The organism is Streptomyces sp. S186 (assembly GCF_051603415.1).
GTDB lineage: Bacteria > Actinomycetota > Actinomycetes > Streptomycetales > Streptomycetaceae > Streptomyces.
The window spans coordinates 4,661,875-4,678,923 of record NZ_CP193932.1; the positions used below are offsets into that span (position 1 = coordinate 4,661,875).

Annotated in this window: 22 protein-coding genes; 20 read left to right on the forward strand and 2 right to left on the reverse strand. The window is 69.3% G+C overall.

From position 1 onward, the window contains the following. From rplR to truA, 15 genes are all read left to right on the forward strand, one after another. Positions 1–384 carry a 50S ribosomal protein L18 gene (rplR, locus tag ACRAS8_RS20130; RefSeq protein WP_018538748.1) on the forward strand — a complete coding sequence of 128 codons (384 nt, stop codon included), beginning with the start codon at positions 1–3 and terminating at the stop codon, positions 382–384. 46 nt (positions 385–430) lie between these two features. After that, positions 431–1,033 (forward strand): 30S ribosomal protein S5, encoded by a 603-nt coding sequence (rpsE, locus tag ACRAS8_RS20135; RefSeq protein ID WP_018538747.1) that lies wholly within the window; start codon positions 431–433, stop codon positions 1,031–1,033. Next, positions 1,030–1,212 carry a 50S ribosomal protein L30 gene (gene rpmD / locus ACRAS8_RS20140; protein WP_031050958.1) on the forward strand — a complete coding sequence of 61 codons (183 nt, stop codon included), beginning with the start codon at positions 1,030–1,032 and terminating at the stop codon, positions 1,210–1,212. Before rpsE ends, rpmD begins: the two co-directional genes overlap by 4 nt. Before the next feature lies 1 nt (position 1,213). Further along, positions 1,214–1,678 (forward strand): 50S ribosomal protein L15, encoded by a 465-nt coding sequence (rplO, locus tag ACRAS8_RS20145; protein ID WP_438487397.1) that lies wholly within the window; start codon positions 1,214–1,216, stop codon positions 1,676–1,678. Positions 1,679–1,906: 228 nt separating this feature from the next. Continuing rightward, positions 1,907–3,220, forward strand: a complete 1,314-nt coding sequence (gene secY, locus ACRAS8_RS20150; protein WP_438487398.1) for a preprotein translocase subunit SecY — start codon at positions 1,907–1,909, stop codon at positions 3,218–3,220. After that, positions 3,220–3,873, forward strand: coding sequence for an adenylate kinase (locus ACRAS8_RS20155; protein ID WP_438487399.1), 654 nt, complete (start codon positions 3,220–3,222; stop codon positions 3,871–3,873). Before secY ends, ACRAS8_RS20155 begins: the two co-directional genes overlap by 1 nt. Before the next feature lie 198 nt (positions 3,874–4,071). Continuing rightward, positions 4,072–4,908 carry a type I methionyl aminopeptidase gene (gene map / locus ACRAS8_RS20160; protein ID WP_018538742.1) on the forward strand — a complete coding sequence of 279 codons (837 nt, stop codon included), beginning with the start codon at positions 4,072–4,074 and terminating at the stop codon, positions 4,906–4,908. Between the two features lie 225 nt (positions 4,909–5,133). Continuing rightward, positions 5,134–5,355 (forward strand): translation initiation factor IF-1, encoded by a 222-nt coding sequence (gene infA, locus ACRAS8_RS20165; RefSeq protein WP_003956442.1) that lies wholly within the window; start codon positions 5,134–5,136, stop codon positions 5,353–5,355. Positions 5,356–5,415: 60 nt separating this feature from the next. After that, complete coding sequence (gene rpmJ, locus ACRAS8_RS20170; RefSeq protein ID WP_003956441.1) at positions 5,416–5,529, forward strand: 50S ribosomal protein L36; 114 nt, start codon at positions 5,416–5,418, stop codon at positions 5,527–5,529. Between the two features lie 197 nt (positions 5,530–5,726). Further along, positions 5,727–6,107, forward strand: a complete 381-nt coding sequence (rpsM, locus tag ACRAS8_RS20175; RefSeq protein WP_018538741.1) for a 30S ribosomal protein S13 — start codon at positions 5,727–5,729, stop codon at positions 6,105–6,107. Positions 6,108–6,171: 64 nt separating this feature from the next. After that, complete coding sequence (rpsK, locus tag ACRAS8_RS20180; RefSeq protein WP_004571845.1) at positions 6,172–6,576, forward strand: 30S ribosomal protein S11; 405 nt, start codon at positions 6,172–6,174, stop codon at positions 6,574–6,576. A 27-nt stretch (positions 6,577–6,603) separates the two neighbouring features. Beyond that, entirely contained in the window at positions 6,604–7,230 is a 627-nt protein-coding gene (gene rpsD, locus ACRAS8_RS20185) for a 30S ribosomal protein S4 (protein ID WP_438487400.1), read from the forward strand. 121 nt (positions 7,231–7,351) lie between these two features. Further along, positions 7,352–8,374: a DNA-directed RNA polymerase subunit alpha gene (locus ACRAS8_RS20190; RefSeq protein ID WP_003956430.1), complete on the forward strand. Its 1,023-nt coding sequence runs from the start codon at positions 7,352–7,354 to the stop codon at positions 8,372–8,374. Between the two features lie 161 nt (positions 8,375–8,535). Continuing rightward, a complete protein-coding gene (gene rplQ / locus ACRAS8_RS20195) occupies positions 8,536–9,003 on the forward strand; it encodes a 50S ribosomal protein L17 (protein WP_039635402.1) in 468 nt (155 codons plus the stop codon). A gap of 85 nt (positions 9,004–9,088) precedes the next feature. After that, positions 9,089–9,943: a tRNA pseudouridine(38-40) synthase TruA gene (truA, locus tag ACRAS8_RS20200; RefSeq protein WP_438487401.1), complete on the forward strand. Its 855-nt coding sequence runs from the start codon at positions 9,089–9,091 to the stop codon at positions 9,941–9,943. Positions 9,944–9,997: 54 nt separating this feature from the next. On the opposite strand, the gene ACRAS8_RS20205 is transcribed toward truA, so the two are convergent. Continuing rightward, entirely contained in the window at positions 9,998–10,861 is an 864-nt protein-coding gene (locus ACRAS8_RS20205; RefSeq protein ID WP_438487402.1) for a hypothetical protein, read from the reverse strand. Positions 10,862–11,202: 341 nt separating this feature from the next. On the opposite strand from ACRAS8_RS20205, the gene rplM reads away from it, so the two are divergent. The 3 genes from rplM (at position 11,203) to glmM (ending at position 13,680) form a co-directional block, all read left to right on the forward strand. Next, a complete protein-coding gene (rplM, locus tag ACRAS8_RS20210) occupies positions 11,203–11,646 on the forward strand; it encodes a 50S ribosomal protein L13 (RefSeq protein ID WP_221905355.1) in 444 nt (147 codons plus the stop codon). 41 nt (positions 11,647–11,687) lie between these two features. Continuing rightward, positions 11,688–12,197, forward strand: coding sequence for a 30S ribosomal protein S9 (rpsI, locus tag ACRAS8_RS20215; protein WP_221905354.1), 510 nt, complete (start codon positions 11,688–11,690; stop codon positions 12,195–12,197). 124 nt (positions 12,198–12,321) lie between these two features. Further along, positions 12,322–13,680, forward strand: a complete 1,359-nt coding sequence (gene glmM / locus ACRAS8_RS20220; protein WP_438487403.1) for a phosphoglucosamine mutase — start codon at positions 12,322–12,324, stop codon at positions 13,678–13,680. A 73-nt stretch (positions 13,681–13,753) separates the two neighbouring features. Here the strand turns inward: glmM and coaA are convergent, their stop codons facing one another. Beyond that, a complete protein-coding gene (coaA, locus tag ACRAS8_RS20225) occupies positions 13,754–14,743 on the reverse strand; it encodes a type I pantothenate kinase (protein ID WP_438487404.1) in 990 nt (329 codons plus the stop codon). A 165-nt stretch (positions 14,744–14,908) separates the two neighbouring features. Here coaA and ACRAS8_RS20230 point away from each other — a divergent pair, with 165 nt between their 5' ends. Together ACRAS8_RS20230 and glmS are read left to right on the forward strand one after the other, a co-directional pair. Further along, on the forward strand, positions 14,909–15,175 hold the full coding sequence (locus ACRAS8_RS20230; RefSeq protein ID WP_438487405.1) for a hypothetical protein: 267 nt from the start codon (positions 14,909–14,911) through the stop codon (positions 15,173–15,175). 24 nt (positions 15,176–15,199) lie between these two features. Continuing rightward, positions 15,200–17,047, forward strand: coding sequence for a glutamine--fructose-6-phosphate transaminase (isomerizing) (gene glmS / locus ACRAS8_RS20235; RefSeq protein ID WP_438487406.1), 1,848 nt, complete (start codon positions 15,200–15,202; stop codon positions 17,045–17,047). Positions 17,048–17,049 lie beyond the last annotated feature (2 nt).

The window sequence follows — 17,049 nt, forward strand, 5'->3', positions numbered from 1 at the left end:
ATGGCATACGGTGTGAAGATCGCTAAGGGCAACGCCTACAAGCGCGCTGCCGCCAAGCGTCGCCACATCCGCATCCGCAAGCGGATTTCGGGTACCTCGGAGCGTCCGCGTCTGGTCGTGACGCGGTCCAACCGCGGCATCTTCGCCCAGGTCATCGACGACGTGCAGGGTCACACCCTGGCGTCGGCGTCGACCCTGGACGCGTCGATCCGCGGTGGCGAGGGCGACAAGAGCGCCCAGGCTCAGAAGGTTGGCGCCCTGGTCGCCGAGCGTGCCAAGGCCGCCGGTGTCGAGGCCGTCGTGTTCGACCGCGGTGGCAAGCAGTACGCCGGGCGGATTGCCGCTCTGGCCGACGCCGCCCGCGAAGCCGGGCTGAAGTTCTAAGCCCCGGTTCCGGAGCTAGCGGACGTAACAGAGAGAGGTAAATCCAATGGCTGGACCCCAGCGCCGCGGAAGCGGTGCCGGTGGCGGCGAGCGGCGGGACCGGAAGGGTCGCGACGGTGGCGCTGCCGCCGAGAAGACCGCGTACGTTGAGCGCGTTGTCGCGATCAACCGCGTCGCCAAGGTTGTCAAGGGTGGTCGTCGCTTCAGCTTCACCGCGCTCGTCGTGGTGGGTGACGGTGACGGCACCGTAGGTGTCGGTTACGGCAAGGCCAAGGAAGTTCCGGCTGCCATCGCCAAGGGCGTGGAAGAGGCCAAGAAGAACTTCTTCAAGGTCCCCCGTATCGCCGGTACCGTCCCGCACCCGATCCAGGGCGAGAAGGCTGCGGGCGTCGTCCTGCTCAAGCCGGCTTCCCCCGGTACCGGTGTGATCGCCGGTGGCCCGGTGCGCGCCGTCCTGGAGTGCGCGGGCATCCACGACGTGCTGAGCAAGTCGCTCGGCTCGTCCAACCCGATCAACATCGTGCACGCCACGGTGGAGGCGCTCAAGGGCCTGCAGCGGCCCGAGGAGATCGCCGCCCGTCGTGGCCTGCCGCTGGAGGACGTTGCTCCCGCCGCTCTGCTGCGGGCGCGTGCCGGGGTGAGTGCGTGATGCGCATCAAGATCACCCAGACCAAGTCCTACATCGGTAGCAAGCAGAACCACCGTGACACGCTCCGTTCGCTCGGCCTCAAGCGCCTGAACGACAGCGTCGTCCGGGAGGCCCGTCCCGAGGTCGTCGGCATGGTCCACACCGTGCGTCACCTCGTGACGGTCGAGGAGGTCGACTGACATGGCTGACTCTTCGGCGAACAACCCGCTGAAGGTCCACAACCTCCGGCCCGCCCCGGGTGCCAAGACCGCCAAGACCCGTGTCGGTCGTGGTGAGGCGTCCAAGGGTAAGACCGCTGGTCGTGGTACCAAGGGCACCAAGGCCCGTTACCAGGTTCCGGAGCGCTTCGAGGGTGGGCAGATGCCCCTCCACATGCGCCTCCCGAAGCTGAAGGGCTTCAAGAACCCCGCCCACAAGCAGTTCCAGGTCGTGAACCTGGAGAAGCTGGCCGCGCTCTACCCGCAGGGTGGCGAGGTCACGGTGGCCGACCTGGTCGCCAAGGGCGCGGTGCGCAAGAACGAGCTCGTCAAGGTCCTGGGCCAGGGCGAGATCTCCGTGGCGCTGCAGGTCTCGGTTGACGCCGTTTCCTCCTCCGCCAAGGAGAAGATCGCCGCCGCCGGCGGCACCGTCACCGAGCTCATCTGAGTTCGTTGGTTCAACTGACCGGGGATGCCCATCGTTTGGGGCATCCCCGGTTGGTCGTTCCACGGGGGTACGGTCGCCGGTAAGGTGGCCTGCACTGTTTGATTTGTCCGGGGTCCGCCCCGGCACCCGCCGCGCGGGGGAGCTCCGCGCGGTACAGCCGCTACGTATTCGTCGATCCTCAAGACCGTCACCTCCCGGCCCCCAAGGGCGGGAGGCGCAGGAGGCACCGTGCTCACCGCGTTCGCCCGAGCGTTCAAGACGCCCGACCTGCGCAAGAAGCTGCTGTTCACGTTGGGCATCATCGTGCTCTACCGGATCGGAGCGCACATTCCGGTCCCAGGGGTGAACTACGCGAACGTCGAGACCTGCATGAAGCAGGCCGGCGGCAACAGCGGGTTGTTCGCCCTGGTGAACATGTTCAGCGGTGGAGCGCTGCTGCAGATCACGATCTTCGCGCTGGGGATCATGCCGTACATCACGGCGAGCATCATCCTCCAGCTGCTGACCGTGGTCATTCCCCGGCTGGAGGCCCTCAAGAAGGAGGGCCAGTCCGGCCAGGCGAAGATCACCCAGTACACCCGCTATCTGACCGTGGCGCTGGCCGTGCTGCAGGGCACCGGCCTGGTGGCCACCGCCCGCAGCGGCGCGCTCTTCCAGAGCTGCCCCGTGGCCAGCCAGATCGTGCCCAACGACTCGATCTTCACCACCATCACGATGGTGATCACGATGACCGCCGGCACCTGCCTCATCATGTGGCTGGGCGAGCTGGTCACCGACCGTGGCATCGGCAACGGCATGTCGATCCTGATGTTCATCTCGATCGCCGCCGGCTTCCCGGGCGCGCTGTGGCAGATCAAGCTGACCGGCAAGCTGGCCGACGGCTGGATCGAGTTCTTCTCGGTGATCGCGGTGGGCCTGGCGATGGTGGCCCTGGTGGTCTTCGTCGAGCAGGCGCAGCGGCGCATCCCGGTGCAGTACGCGAAGCGGATGATCGGGCGCCGGTCCTATGGCGGTACGTCCACGTACATCCCGCTCAAGGTGAACCAGGCAGGTGTGATTCCTGTCATCTTCGCGTCGTCGCTGCTCTACATCCCGGCGCTGATCGCTCAGTTCAGCGGGTCGAAGGCGGCCTGGGCGACCTGGATCGCCTCCAACTTCACCAAGGGAAATCACCCCGTTTACATCGTTACGTACTTCTTGTTGATCGTCTTCTTCGCCTTCTTCTACGTGGCCATCAGCTTCAACCCCGAAGAAGTTGCCGACAACATGAAGAAGTATGGTGGCTTCATCCCGGGCATCCGGGCTGGTCGCCCGACGGCCGAGTACCTCAGCTACGTGCTCAACCGGATCACGTGGCCGGGCTCGCTGTACCTGGGGCTGATCGCGCTCGTACCAACAGTGGCGTTGGTGCTGTTCAACGCGAACCAGAACTTCCCGTTCGGCGGGACGAGCATCCTGATCATCGTGGGTGTGGGCCTGGAGACCGTGAAGCAGATCGAGAGCCAGCTTCAGCAGCGCAACTACGAAGGGTTCCTCCGCTGATGCGAATCGTCCTCGTCGGACCCCCGGGGGCCGGTAAGGGTACGCAGGCCGCGTACCTGGCCAAGAACCTCGCGATCCCGCACATCTCCACGGGGGACCTGTTCCGGGCCAACATCTCCCAGGGCACGCCCCTGGGCGTCGAGGCGAAGTCCTACATGGACGCCGGCAACCTCGTGCCCGACTCGGTCACCATCGGGATGGCCGAGGACCGGATGGACCAGGCCGACGCGGCCGAGGGCTTTCTGCTCGACGGCTTCCCGCGCAACCTCGGCCAGGCCGAGGCGCTGGACGGCTACCTCCAGGGCAAGGGTCTGAAGCTGGACGCCGTCCTGGACCTGGAGGTCCCGGAGGACGAGGTGGTCAAGCGGATCGCCGGCCGGCGGATCTGCCGCAAGGACTCCAGCCACGTCTTCCACGTCGAGTACAACCAGCCGAAGACCGAGGGCGTCTGCGACGCCTGCGGCGGCGAGCTGTACCAGCGCGAGGACGACCGCGAGGACACCGTGCGCAAGCGGCTGGAGGTCTACCACTCGGAGACCGAGCCGATCATCGACTACTACAAGGCCCAGGGCCTGGTCGTGACGATCCCGGCCCTCGGCAAGGTCGCGGAGGTCACCCAGCGGGCGATGAACGCCCTGGGGCGCGGCGAGTAGAGGCGCGACTCCCAGATGGCCGCGGTGCCCGACACGGGCGCCGCGGCCATCTGCTGTTGACCGGTTACGGTTAGAACAGCAGCAACCAGTAATTGAGCAACCACGTCAGAGCGCAACCACTTCCGCGAGAGCGAGGGGGTCCCCCCACGCCTTGAGCGTGGGGGAGGTTCAGCCGCAAAGAAGGGCGCAGGCACCGGCATGCTGGAGATCAAGAACCCCGCGCAGATCGCGAAGATGCGCGAGGCGGGGCTGGTGGTCGCCGCCATTCACGCGGCGACCCGTGAGACCGCGGTGCCCGGCGCCACCACCAAGGACCTGGACGAGGCGGCGCGCAAGGTCCTCGCCGAGCACGGCGCCAAGTCGAACTTCCTCGGCTACGGCGGTTTCCCGGCCACGATCTGCACCTCCGTGAACGACGTCGTCGTCCACGGCATCCCGTCCGCCGACACCGTGCTCCAGGACGGCGACATCATCTCCATCGACTGCGGCGCGATCATCGACGGCTGGCACGGCGACGCCGCGTACACCGCGTTCGTCGGCTCCGGTCACGCGGCGGAGCTGGTCGAGCTCAGCCGGGTCACCGAGGAGTCGATGTGGGCGGGGATCGCCGCGGTTGCCAAGGGCAACCGGCTGGTGGACATCTCCAAGGCGATCGAGGGCTACATCCGCCGCCAGCCCCGTCCGTCCAGCGGCAAGTACGGCATCGTCGAGGACTACGGCGGCCACGGCATCGGCTCGCAGATGCACATGGACCCGCATCTGCTGAACTACGTCGACCGCAAGCGCGGCCGCGGTCCGAAGCTGGTGCCCGGCTTCTGCATCGCCATCGAGCCGATGGTCAACCTCGGCACCGCCAAGACCCACGTCCTCGACGACGAGTGGACGGTCAAGACCAACGACGGCAGCTGGTCCTCGCACTGGGAGCACTCGGTCGCGCTGACCGAGGACGGCCCGCTGGTGCTCACGGCTCCCGACGGCGGCAAGGCCAAGCTCGCCAGCCTCGGCATCACCGCGGCGCCGGACCCCCTGGCGTAGCCGCCGGCCCGCCGGCGTTGTCTTGGGCCCTCGCGCGTAACGATCTCCGCGCGTGGGCAATAATCCTCGATTCGTCTTTTCTCAGGCGCTGACGTAGACTGACGCGTCGGCTCTCGTGCATCCGTATGCCTGGAGATAGGTCACCTTTTTGAAATGTGGCCAATGCATGTCTCACGGCCGACGAGCACATGAGTTGATCAAGGTAGCCGATCCGAAAGGCGAAGCGTGGCCAAGAAGCAAGGTGCCATCGAGATCGAGGGCACCGTGATCGAGTCTCTGCCGAACGCGATGTTCAAGGTGGAGCTCCAGAACGGTCACAAGGTCCTCGCGCACATCAGCGGCAAGATGCGGATGCACTACATCCGTATCCTCCCGGATGACCGGGTCGTCGTGGAGCTCTCTCCCTACGACCTGACGCGTGGCCGAATCGTCTACCGCTACAAGTAGATCTTGCCGACGCCCCGCTCCCGTGGGGCATTGGCACTGACCCGGAGAACCTCACATCCCATGAAGGTCAAGCCGAGCGTCAAGAAGATCTGCGACAAGTGCAAGGTGATCCGCCGCCACGGCCGGGTCATGGTCATCTGCGACAACCTGCGCCACAAGCAGCGCCAGGGCTGACGCACGCCGACCACCTGCAACTTCGCAGTTCGCGCGACGCAAGCAATACACGTACATACGCAGTCACCCGACTCTCGCGCCGCGCGCGAGGGACGACACCCCCGGCTCGGAGGCCGGGGACCCGGCTCGTAATGCCGCAGAGTCTTACGGGAACGGTGCTGCGGAAGACCTCCGAATAGCCATCAGGAGCCACATCAATGGCACGCCTCGCAGGCGTTGACCTCCCGCGCGACAAGCGTGTGGTGGTCGGCCTCACCTACGTTTTCGGCATCGGTCGGACGCTCTCGGAGCAGACCCTCGCCGCGACCGGCGTGAACCCGGACACCCGGGTCCGCGACCTGACCGAGGAAGACCTCGTCAAGATCCGCGAGTACGTGGACAACAACCTCAAGACCGAGGGTGACCTCCGTCGCGAGATCCAGGCCGACATCCGCCGCAAGGTCGAGATCGGCTGCTACCAGGGTCTGCGTCACCGCCGCGGCCTGCCGGTGCACGGTCAGCGCACCAGCACGAACGCCCGTACCCGCAAGGGTCCGCGTCGCGCGATCGCCGGCAAGAAGAAGCCGGGCAAGAAGTAGTCCTCAGCAGGACCCCGCCAGCGGTCTTCGCTGTAGGACCGACCACCTCCACGGGAGAATTTGAATGCCTCCGAAGGGCCGTACGGCCGGCGCCAAGAAGGTGCGCCGCAAGGAGAAGAAGAACGTCGCCCACGGGCACGCTCACATCAAGAGCACGTTCAACAACACGATCGTCTCGATCACCGACCCGACCGGGAACGTGATCTCCTGGGCCTCGGCCGGCCACGTCGGCTTCAAGGGCTCGCGCAAGTCCACCCCCTTCGCCGCGCAGATGGCCGCCGAGTCGGCCGCCCGCCGCGCGCAGGAGCACGGCATGCGCAAGGTCGACGTCTTCGTCAAGGGTCCCGGCTCCGGCCGTGAGACCGCGATCCGCTCGCTGCAGGCCACCGGCCTGGAGGTGGGTTCGATCCAGGACGTCACCCCCACCCCGCACAACGGATGCCGCCCGCCCAAGCGTCGCCGCGTCTGACCCACTGAAGTAGGAGACAACTAGACAATGGCGCGTTACACCGGGGCCGACTGCAAGCGTTGCCGTCGGGAGAAGCAGAAGCTCTTCCTCAAGGGGAGCAAGTGCGAGAGCGCGAAGTGCCCGATCGAGATCCGTCCTTACCCCCCGGGTGAGCACGGTCGCGGGCGCACCAAGGACAGCGAGTACCTGCTGCAGCTGCGCGAGAAGCAGAAGTGCAGCCGCATCTACGGCGTCCTTGAGAAGCAGTTCGTGAACTACTACAAGGAAGCGAACCAGAAGACCGGCAAGACCGGTGAGAACCTTCTGCGCATCCTTGAGACCCGCCTCGACAACGTGATCTACCGGGCCGGCTTCGCCAAGTCCCGCGACCACGCCCGTCAGCTGGTCCGTCACGGACACATCCAGGTCAACGGCCGCAAGACCGACATCCCGTCGGCGCGCGTGGCCGTGCACGACGTCATCGAGGTCCGCGAGGGCTCCCGCAACATGACCCCCTTCGAGGTGGCCAAGGCGGAGGCCGGCGAGAAGACCGTCCCGGCATGGCTGGAGGCGATCCCCTCGCAGCTGCGGATCCTCGTGCACAGCCTGCCCGAGCGCCAGGTGATCGACACCCAGGTGCAGGAGCAGCTGATCGTCGAGCTCTACTCGAAGTAAAGCTCGAAGCAAAGAGCTGACCGGTGGGGGCGGTACGGAGCCGATGGCGCCGTACCGCCCGTACCCTTGTCAGTACAGCGGACGTCAAATAGCGGGCGTCCACGACTGAAGGACACACACCATGCTGATCGCTCAGCGTCCCTCGTTGACCGAAGAGGTCGTCGACGAGTACCGCTCCCGGTTCGTGATCGAGCCGCTGGAGCCGGGCTTCGGCTACACCCTCGGCAACTCCCTGCGTCGGACCCTCCTCTCCTCGATCCCGGGTGCGGCGGTCACGTCCATCCGCATCGACGGCGTGCTGCACGAGTTCACCACCGTGCCGGGCGTCAAGGAGGACGTCACCGACCTGATCCTGAACATCAAGCAGCTGGTCGTCTCCTCGGAGCACGACGAGCCGGTCGTGATGTACCTGCGCAAGCAGGGCCCGGGCCTGGTCACCGCCGCCGACATCGCCCCGCCGGCCGGTGTCGAGGTGCACAACCCCGACCTGGTCCTCGCCACGCTCAACGGCAAGGGCAAGCTGGAGATGGAGCTGACCGTCGAGCGCGGTCGCGGCTACGTCTCCGCCGTCCAGAACAAGCAGGTCGGCCAGGAGATCGGCCGGATCCCGGTCGACTCGATCTACTCGCCGGTGCTCAAGGTCACCTACAAGGTCGAGGCGACCCGTGTCGAGCAGCGCACCGACTTCGACAAGCTGATCGTCGACGTCGAGACCAAGCAGGCCATGCGGCCGCGCGACGCCATGGCGTCCGCCGGCAAGACCCTGGTCGAGCTGTTCGGTCTCGCGCGTGAGCTCAACATCGACGCCGAGGGCATCGACATGGGCCCGTCCCCGACGGACGCCGCCCTCGCCGCCGACCTGGCGCTGCCGATCGAGGAGCTGGAGCTCACCGTCCGCTCCTACAACTGCCTCAAGCGTGAGGGCATCCACTCCGTGGGTGAGCTCGTGGCGCGCTCCGAGGCGGACCTGCTCGACATCCGCAACTTCGGTGCGAAGTCGATCGACGAGGTCAAGGCGAAGCTGGCCGGGATGGGCCTGGCCCTCAAGGACAGCCCGCCCGGATTCGACCCGACGGCCGCCGCCGACGCGTTCGGCGCGGACGACGACGCGGACGCCGGTTTCGTGGAGACCGAGCAGTACTGACGTCTCGGGGGCTCTGCCCCCGGACCCCCGCTCCTCAAACTCCCCCAAGCTCTTCGAGCAGGGGGACCCCCGAGGGGCTGGGTATTGCCGGTGAGCGCTCGCTCATCGGGTCCTGACACCGGTACCTGATACGGCCGGTGCAGCAATGAAGGAGATACACCATGCCGAAGCCCACCAAGGGCGCCCGTCTGGGCGGCAGCGCTGCGCACGAGAAGGCGCTCCTGCGCAACCTGGCGACCAACCTCTTCGAGCACGGCCGCATCACGACGACCGAGGCCAAGGCCCGTCGTCTGCGTCCGTTCGCGGAGCGTCTGGTGACCAAGGCGAAGAAGGGCGACCTTCACAACCGCCGCCAGGTCATGGAGCTGATCACGGACAAGAGCGTCGTGCACACGCTCTTCACCGAGATCGCGCCGCGGTTCGCGGAGCGTCCGGGTGGCTACACCCGTATCACCAAGATCGGCAACCGCCGCGGTGACAACGCCCCCATGGCCGTCATCGAGCTGGTCGAGGGCGAGATCGCCAAGAAGGCGACCGTCGCCGAGGCCGAGGCCGCTGCCAAGCGCGCGGTCAAGGAGGCCGACGAGGCCAAGGCTGCCGAGGCCGCCGAGGAGTCGAAGGACGCCTGAGTCCGTCGTCGCTGAGCGGTGAGCGGGTCCGCCCCTTGGGGGCGGGCCCGCTTTCGCGTGCGGCGGGCCTGAGAGGATTGCTGGTGTGAGTGACGAAGTGGAGCCCGGGTTCGTCCGGGTGCGGCTGGACCTGTCGTATGACGGCGCGGAGTTCTCCGGCTGGGCCAAACAGCGTGAACGGCGCACGGTCCAGGGGGAGTTGGAGGACGCGATCCGGACCGTGACGCGGTCCGGCGAGACCTGCGAGCTCACCGTCGCGGGCCGTACCGACGCCGGGGTGCACGCGCGAGGCCAGGTCGCCCATGTCGATCTGCCCGAACGGGTGTGGCGCGAGCACCACGACAAGCTGCTCAAGCGGCTCGCCGGGCGGCTGCCCAAGGACGTACGGGTGTGGGCCCTGAGGGAGGCGCCGCGGGGCTTCAACGCGCGCTTCTCGGCGATCTGGCGGCGCTACGCCTACCGCGTCACCGACAACCCGGGCGGAGTGGACCCGCTGCTGCGGGGCCACGTCCTGTGGCATGACTGGCCGCTCGACGTGGACGCCATGAACGACGCCGCCCGGCGGCTCCTCGGGGAGCACGACTTCGCCGCGTACTGCAAGAAGCGCGAGGGCGCGACCACGATCCGTACGCTCCAGGAGCTGAGCTGGGAGCGGGGCGCGGACGGGATCGTCACGGCGACGGTGCGGGCGGACGCGTTCTGTCACAACATGGTGCGCTCGCTGGTGGGGGCGCTGCTGTTCGTGGGCGACGGACACCGGCCGGTGGACTGGCCGGCGAAGGTGCTGGCCGCCGGGGTGCGGGACTCCGCGGTGCATGTCGTCCGGCCTCACGGGCTGACGCTGGAGGAGGTCGGGTACCCGGCCGACGAGCTGCTGGCCGCCCGGAACCGGGAGGCGCGCAACAAGCGGTCGCTGCCGTCGGGCGGCGGCTGCTGCTGAGCCGGTGCCCGCCCCGGGCCGCCTACGGGCGCGGGGCGGACAGCGGCGCGGCCGTCAGGAGGTCCGGCCGGCCTTCCGCTGGGCCTCCTTGAGCTGCTGCGCGGCGGCCCTGGCGGCCTGGTCCTTGCCGCGCTGGGCGATCTGGGCGAAGGCGTAGGCGCCGCCGTCGCGGGCGATCTGCTGGGCCTGGGTCTCGCCGGTGGTGATGTCCTTGCCGTTGGTGTAGCCGGCGATGGTGAAGTAGGCGTAGCGGCCGGTGGCGTTGGTGGTCATCCGGCACTTGCTGCCCTGGCAGAAGTTCGCGGGCACGCCGTTGCCGGCCAGCGGCATGAGGTTGGGCTTGCCCTCGTTCATGACCGCGGTGGCCTGGGCGGGCGAGTCGAAGACCGCGACGCCGACGGTGACCGCGACCCCGTCCTTGGCGTAGGTGGCCCGCAGCAGCTGCTTGCAGCCGTTGTGGGTGAGGGAGGACACCAGGGGGCCCTGGGCGGCGGCGGTGCAGTCCGCGGTGCCGGCGGTGGCGGTCTGCGGGTAGCTGTGCTCGCCGACGACCATGGCCTTCTGCGGGAAGAGGGTGTCCGGGGTGAGCGGCGCGGTGTCCTTCTTGGGGTCGGAGATGTAGTCCCGCGGGTTGGGCGGCGGCGGGACCGAGACGTCGGGGAAGGACGGCTTGTCGTCCGGCACGGCCGTCTTGCCGGAGGGGGTGGCGTGGGCCGAGGGGTTGTCGTCGGACGAGTGGGTGCTGGTGATCACGGCGGCGGCGACGATGCCGGCCACCGCGACCGCGGCGACCGCGCCGCCGCCGATCAGCAGCCAGCGCTTGCGGCGGGAGCGCGCCTCGCTCTCCTCGGCCAGCGCCGCCCAGTCCGGAGTGGAACCCCCCGGGCCGTCGAACGGCCCCCCTTGCCCAAAACTCATGCCGCGCATCCTAGTGCGCGGGCTCGCGGCCGTGGCGGGCGGAGCGGAACCGGTGCGGTACGGGGTGCGGGGGGACCGGTCCGCACGCGCGTCCGGGGCGCGTTTTGACCCGTCCGGGGTCGGTTCAGTATCCTGCTGGTTCGTTATGCGTATGGGCTTGCTCTATCTCACGTGAGGGGCCTTACGCCGGCTAGCCGAGTCGCTGACCAGCGGTGGACGATCGGGTTGCGTCGCCCGTAGTGCCACATGCTGTGTGAGCAGTCGCGGTGCCAGTACAGGACCCTTCCCCACGGTTCCCCGGGACCGAGGGGGTACCCAACTCACGAAGCGAAGGCTAAGACGTGCGTACGTACAGCCCCAAGCCCGGCGACGTTCAGCGCCAGTGGCACATCATCGACGCGCAGGACGTCGTCCTGGGCCGTCTGGCCAGCCAGGCCGCGTCCCTCCTGCGGGGTAAGCACAAGCCGGTTTACGCCCCTCACGTTGACACCGGTGACTTCGTCATCATCATCAACGCCGACAAGGTGCACCTCTCCGGCAACAAGCGCACCCAGAAGATGGCCTACCGCCACTCCGGCTTCCCGGGTGGTCTGCGCTCCGTCCGCTACGACGAGCTGCTGGACAAGAACCCCGAGAAGGCCGTCGAGAAGGCCGTCAAGGGCATGCTCCCCAAGAACACCCTCGGCCGTCAGATGCTCTCGAAGCTGAAGGTCTACGCGGGTGCCGAGCACCCGCACGCTGCGCAGCAGCCGGTCCCGTTCGAGATCACCCAGGTCGCGCAGTAAGTCCGGCCACCCCAAGACGACAGAGAATCTGAGGAAGCATCGTGGCTGAGACCACCCCCGAGACCCCGCTGGACGAGGTCGAGGTCGAGCAGTACACCACCGAGACCGAGGTCGTGGAGGGCGAGTACACCTCCGAGTCCCTCGCGTCCCGCTTCGGCGAGCCGCAGCCGGCCGCCGGCCTGGGCCGCCGCAAGAACGCCATCGCCCGCGTGCGGATCGTCCCCGGCTCCGGCCAGTGGAAGATCAACGGCCGCACCCTTGAGGACTACTTCCCCAACAAGGTGCACCAGCAGGAAGTCAACGAGCCCTTCAAGGTGCTCGAGCTGGACAACCGCTACGACGTCATCGCCCGCATCGCCGGCGGCGGCATCTCCGGCCAGGCCGGCGCGCTGCGCCTGGGCGTGGCCCGTGCGCTGAACGAGGCGGACGTGGACGCCAACCGTCCCGCCCTGAAGAAGGCCGGGTTCCTCAAGCGTGACGACCGTGCGGTCGAGCGCAAGAAGGCCGGTCTCAAGAAGGCCCGCAAGGCTCCGCAGTACAGCAAGCGCTAATCGCTGCCTGCTTGTACGGCACGTTCGCCCCGGCGGCACGCTGAGTGCTGGCCGGGGCGTTCGTTTAGGCACTCAGCGGCGGGCGTCCGGGACGGCGCCTGGCGGATCGCAATGGAGGACAGCAGTGACACGACTCTTCGGCACGGACGGTGTGCGCGGCGTCGCCAACGCGGACCTGACGGCGGAGCTGGCGCTCGGCCTGTCGGTCGCGGCGGCCCACGTGCTGGCCGAGGCAGGCACGTTCGAAGGCCATCGGCCGGTGGCGGTGGTCGGGCGCGATCCGCGCGCGTCGGGGGAGTTCCTGGAGGCCGCGGTGGTCGCCGGCCTGGCGAGCGCCGGGGTGGACGTGCTGCGGGTGGGCGTGCTGCCGACCCCGGCGGTCGCGCATCTGACCGGGGTGCTCGGCGCCGACCTGGGCGTGATGCTGTCCGCCAGCCACAACCCGATGCCGGACAACGGCATCAAGTTCTTCGCCCGCGGCGGCCACAAGCTCGCCGACGAGCTGGAGGACCGCATCGAGGAGACCTACCGCGCGCACAGCTCCGGCGAGCCGTGGGAGCGGCCGACCGGTGCCGGGGTGGGCCGGGTCGACGAGTACGGCGAGGGCTTCGACAAGTACGTCGCGCACCTGGTCGGGGTGCTGCCCAACCGCCTGGACGGGCTGAAGATCGTCATCGACGGGGCGCACGGTGCCGCGGCCCGGGTCTCGCCGGAGGCGTTCGCGCGGGCCGGTGCCGAGGTCGTCACCATCGGTACCGAGCCGGACGGGCTGAACATCAACGACGGCTGCGGCTCCACCCACCTCGACAAGCTGCGGGCCGCGGTCGTGGAGCACGGCGCCGACCTGGGTGTCGCGCACGACGGCGACGCCGACCGCTGCCTGGCGGTGGACCACACCGGCGCGGAGGTCGACGGCGACCAGATCCTCTCCGTGCTGGCGCTCGGCATGCGCGAGGCCGGCACGCTGCGCAAGAACACCGTCGTCGCGACCGTCATGTCCAACCTGGGCTTCAAGCTGGCCATGGAGGGCGCGGGCATCGAGCTGGTGCAGACCGCGGTCGGCGACCGGTACGTCCTGGAGGAGATGAAGGCCCACGGCTACGCGCTGGGCGGCGAGCAGTCCGGGCACGTCATCGTGCTGGACCACGCCACCACCGGCGACGGCACGCTGACCGGCCTGATGCTGGCGGCGCGGGTCGCGGCGACCGGGCGGCCGCTGGCCGAGCTGGCCGCCGCGATGGAGCGGCTGCCGCAGGTGCTGATCAACGTCCCCGACGTCGACAAGTCGCGGGTGGGCAGCTCCGCCGAGCTGGCCGCGGCGGTCGCCGAGGCGGAGCGGGAGCTGGGCGCCACCGGGCGGGTGCTGCTGCGGCCGTCCGGCACCGAGCCGCTGGTCCGGGTGATGGTCGAGGCGGCCGACGCCGAGCAGGCGCGGGCGGTGGCCCAGCGGCTCGCCGACGCGGTCAAGTCCGCGCTGGGGTAACGGAGTTCGTCCGGGCGGGGTCGCTCCCGTGCGGCGGTGCCACCGCCCCACGGGAGCGACCCCGCTGCCATGTCTACAGCTTCCGCAGCGACAGCCGCTGCACCTTGTGGTCCGGGCCCTTGCGCAGCACCAGGTTGGCGCGGCCGCGGGTGGGGGCCACGTTCTGCTCCAGGTTGGGCCGGTTGACGGTGCGCCACATCATGCGGGCGTAGTCCAGAGCCTCCTCCTCGGAGACCTGGGTGTACTTGCGGAAGTAAGAGGACGGCTTCTGGAAGGCGGTCGCGCGCAGCTTGCGGAAGCGGCCGAGGTACCACTGCTCGATGTCCTCGGTGCGGGCGTCCACGTAGACGGAGAAGTCGAAGAAGTCGGCGAGGCCCAGCCGGGTGCGGCCGTCCTTGCCGGGCAGGGCCGGCTGGAGGACGTTGAGGCCCTCGACGATGAGGATGTCGGGCCGGTGCACGGTGAGCCGCTCGCCGGGCACGATGTCGTAGATCAGGTGTGAGTAGACGGGCGCGGTGACCTCCGCCTTGCCGGACTTCACGTCGGCGACGAAGCGGGTCAGCGCCCGGCGGTCGAAGGATTCCGGGAAGCCCTTGCGGGACATCAGCCCGCGCCGGTGCAGTTCGGCGTTGGGGTGGAGGAAGCCGTCGGTGGTGACCAGCTCGACGCGCGGGTGCTCGGGCCAGCGGGCCAGCAGCGCCTGGAGCAGCCGGGCGGTGGTGGACTTGCCGACCGCGACGCTGCCGGCGACCCCTATGACGAACGGGGTGCCGGGCTGCGAGCCGTGGCCGTTGCCGGTGTCGTCCAGGAAGGTGTTGAGCGCGCCGCGCAGGTTGCTGGTGGCGCCGACGTAGAGGTTGAGCAGCCGGGAGAGCGGGAGGTAGACGTCGCGGACCTCGTCGAGGTCGATGACGTCGCCCAGGCCGCGGAGCCGTTCGACCTCCTCGGCGGTCAGCGGCAGCGGCGTCTTCTCCCGCAGGGCGCTCCATTCGGCACGCGTCAGGTCGACGTACGGCGAACTGTCGGAGCGGCGTCGTTGCTGCGGATCCGTCGTCAGAGGCACGGGCCCATTGTCCGCGGCGGGCCCGGGCGTTCCGCGGCGGGGTGGTGCCGGCGCCGCCCGGTGCGGCCGGACCTGCGCGTCTGTACCCGGTGGGCGGGCGCCCGGTACGGTCGGTGGCCGGGGGCGGCGGCAGGGGGCGCGCCGTGGAGCACACAGGGGGGTGGCGTGCGGGCACGCCTGAGGGAACTGCTGCGCGAGCGGGCCCGGGAGCGCCGGCTGCGGGCCGCGGGCGCGCGGGCCGCGGCGGACGGCTTCGCGGCGCGGGTGCACGCCGAGCTGGCCGAGGAGTTCCCGGACGAGGACCTCGGCGGGGACCTGGCAGGTCTGACGGAGTTCCTGGACCGCCACGAGCCGGGCCCCGACCCGGAGGCCGACGAGGAACTCCTCGAACGGGTCCGGGAGGCACGGGAGCGGATGGCCCGCGGAAGGTAGGGGAACAACCCTTAGGCTGCCCCCATGTGCGGAATCGTGGGATACGTGGGCGGGCAGAGCGCCCTTGAGGTGGTGCTGGCCGGGCTGAGGCGGCTGGAGTACCGGGGCTACGACTCGGCCGGGGTGGCGGTGCTGGCCGACGGCGGGCTGGCCGCGGCCAGGAAGGCCGGCAAGCTGGCCAATCTGGAGAAGGAGTTGGCCGACCGGCCGCTGCCCTCGGGCACGGTGGGCATCGGCCACACCCGGTGGGCGACGCACGGCGGGCCGACGGACGCCAACGCCCACCCGCATCTCGACAACGCCGGCCGGGTGTCCGTCGTCCACAACGGCATCATCGAGAACTTCGCCGCGCTGCGCGCCGAACTCACCGACCGCGGGCACGCGTTGACGTCCGAGACCGACACCGAGGTGGTCGCGCACCTGCTGGCCGAGGCGTACTCGTCGTGCGGGGAGCTGGCCGAGTCGATGCGGCTGGTGTGCCGGCGGCTGGAGGGGGCGTTCACCCTCGTCGCGGTGCACGCCGACGCGCCGGACGTGGTCGTCGGCGCGCGCCGCAACTCCCCGCTGGTGGTGGGCATCGGCGAGGACGAGGCGTTCCTGGCCTCGGACGTGGCGGCGTTCATCGCGTACACGAGGGAAGCCGTCGAGCTGGGCCAGGACCAGGTCGTGGAGCTGCGCCGGGACGGGGTGACGGTGACCGACTTCGACGGGGCGCCCGCGGAGGTCCGCGCGTACCACGTCGACTGGGACGCCTCGGCCGCCGAGAAGGGCGGCTACGACTACTTCATGCTCAAGGAGATCGCCGAGCAGCCGAAGGCGGTCGCGGACACCCTGCTGGGCCGGGTGGACGCGGCCGGGGTGCTCTCGCTGGACGAGGTGCGGATCCCGCCGGCGGTGCTGCGGGAGGTCACCAAGGTCGTCATCGTGGCGTGCGGCACCGCCTACCACGCCGGGATGATCGCCAAGTACGCCATCGAGCACTGGACGCGGATCCCCTGCGAGACCGAGCTGGCCAGCGAGTTCCGCTACCGCGACCCGATCCTGGACGACCGCACGCTGGTGATCGCCATCAGCCAGTCCGGCGAGACCATGGACACCCTGATGGCGCTGCGGCACGCCCGCGAGCAGGGCGCGAAGGTGCTCGCCATCTGCAACACCAACGGCTCGACGATTCCCCGCGAGTCGGACGCGGTGCTGTACACGCACGCCGGGCCGGAGGTCGCGGTGGCCTCCACCAAGGCGTTCCTGACCCAGCTGGTCGCGGTCTACCTCGTCGCGCTGTACCTGGGGCAGGTGCGGGGCACCAAGTGGGGCGACGAGATCCGGGACGTGGTGCGCGAACTCGCCGCCATCGGCACGCAGGTGCGGCAGGTCCTCGGCACCATGGAGCCGGTCCGCGAGCTGGCCCGCTCCCTCGCGGACAAGAACACCGTGCTGTTCCTGGGCCGCCACGTGGGGTACCCGGTGGCGCTGGAGGGCGCGCTCAAGCTCAAGGAACTGGCGTACATGCACGCCGAGGGGTTCGCCGCCGGCGAGTTGAAGCACGGCCCGATCGCGCTGATCGAGGAGGACCTCCCGGTCGTCGTGGTCGTCCCCTCGCCGCGCGGCCGGTCCGTCCTGCACGACAAGATCGTCTCCAACATCCAGGAGATCCGGGCCCGCGGCGCCCGCACCATCGTCATCGCCGAGGAGGGCGACGAGGCCGTGGTCCCGTATGCCGACCACCTCGTCCGGATCCCGCGGACGCCGGTGCTGCTCCAGCCGCTGGTGTCCTCGGTGCCGCTGCAGGTGTTCGCGTGCGAGCTGGCCACCGCCCGCGGCAACGAGGTCGACCAGCCGCGCAACCTCGCCAAGTCCGTGACGGTGGAGTGACC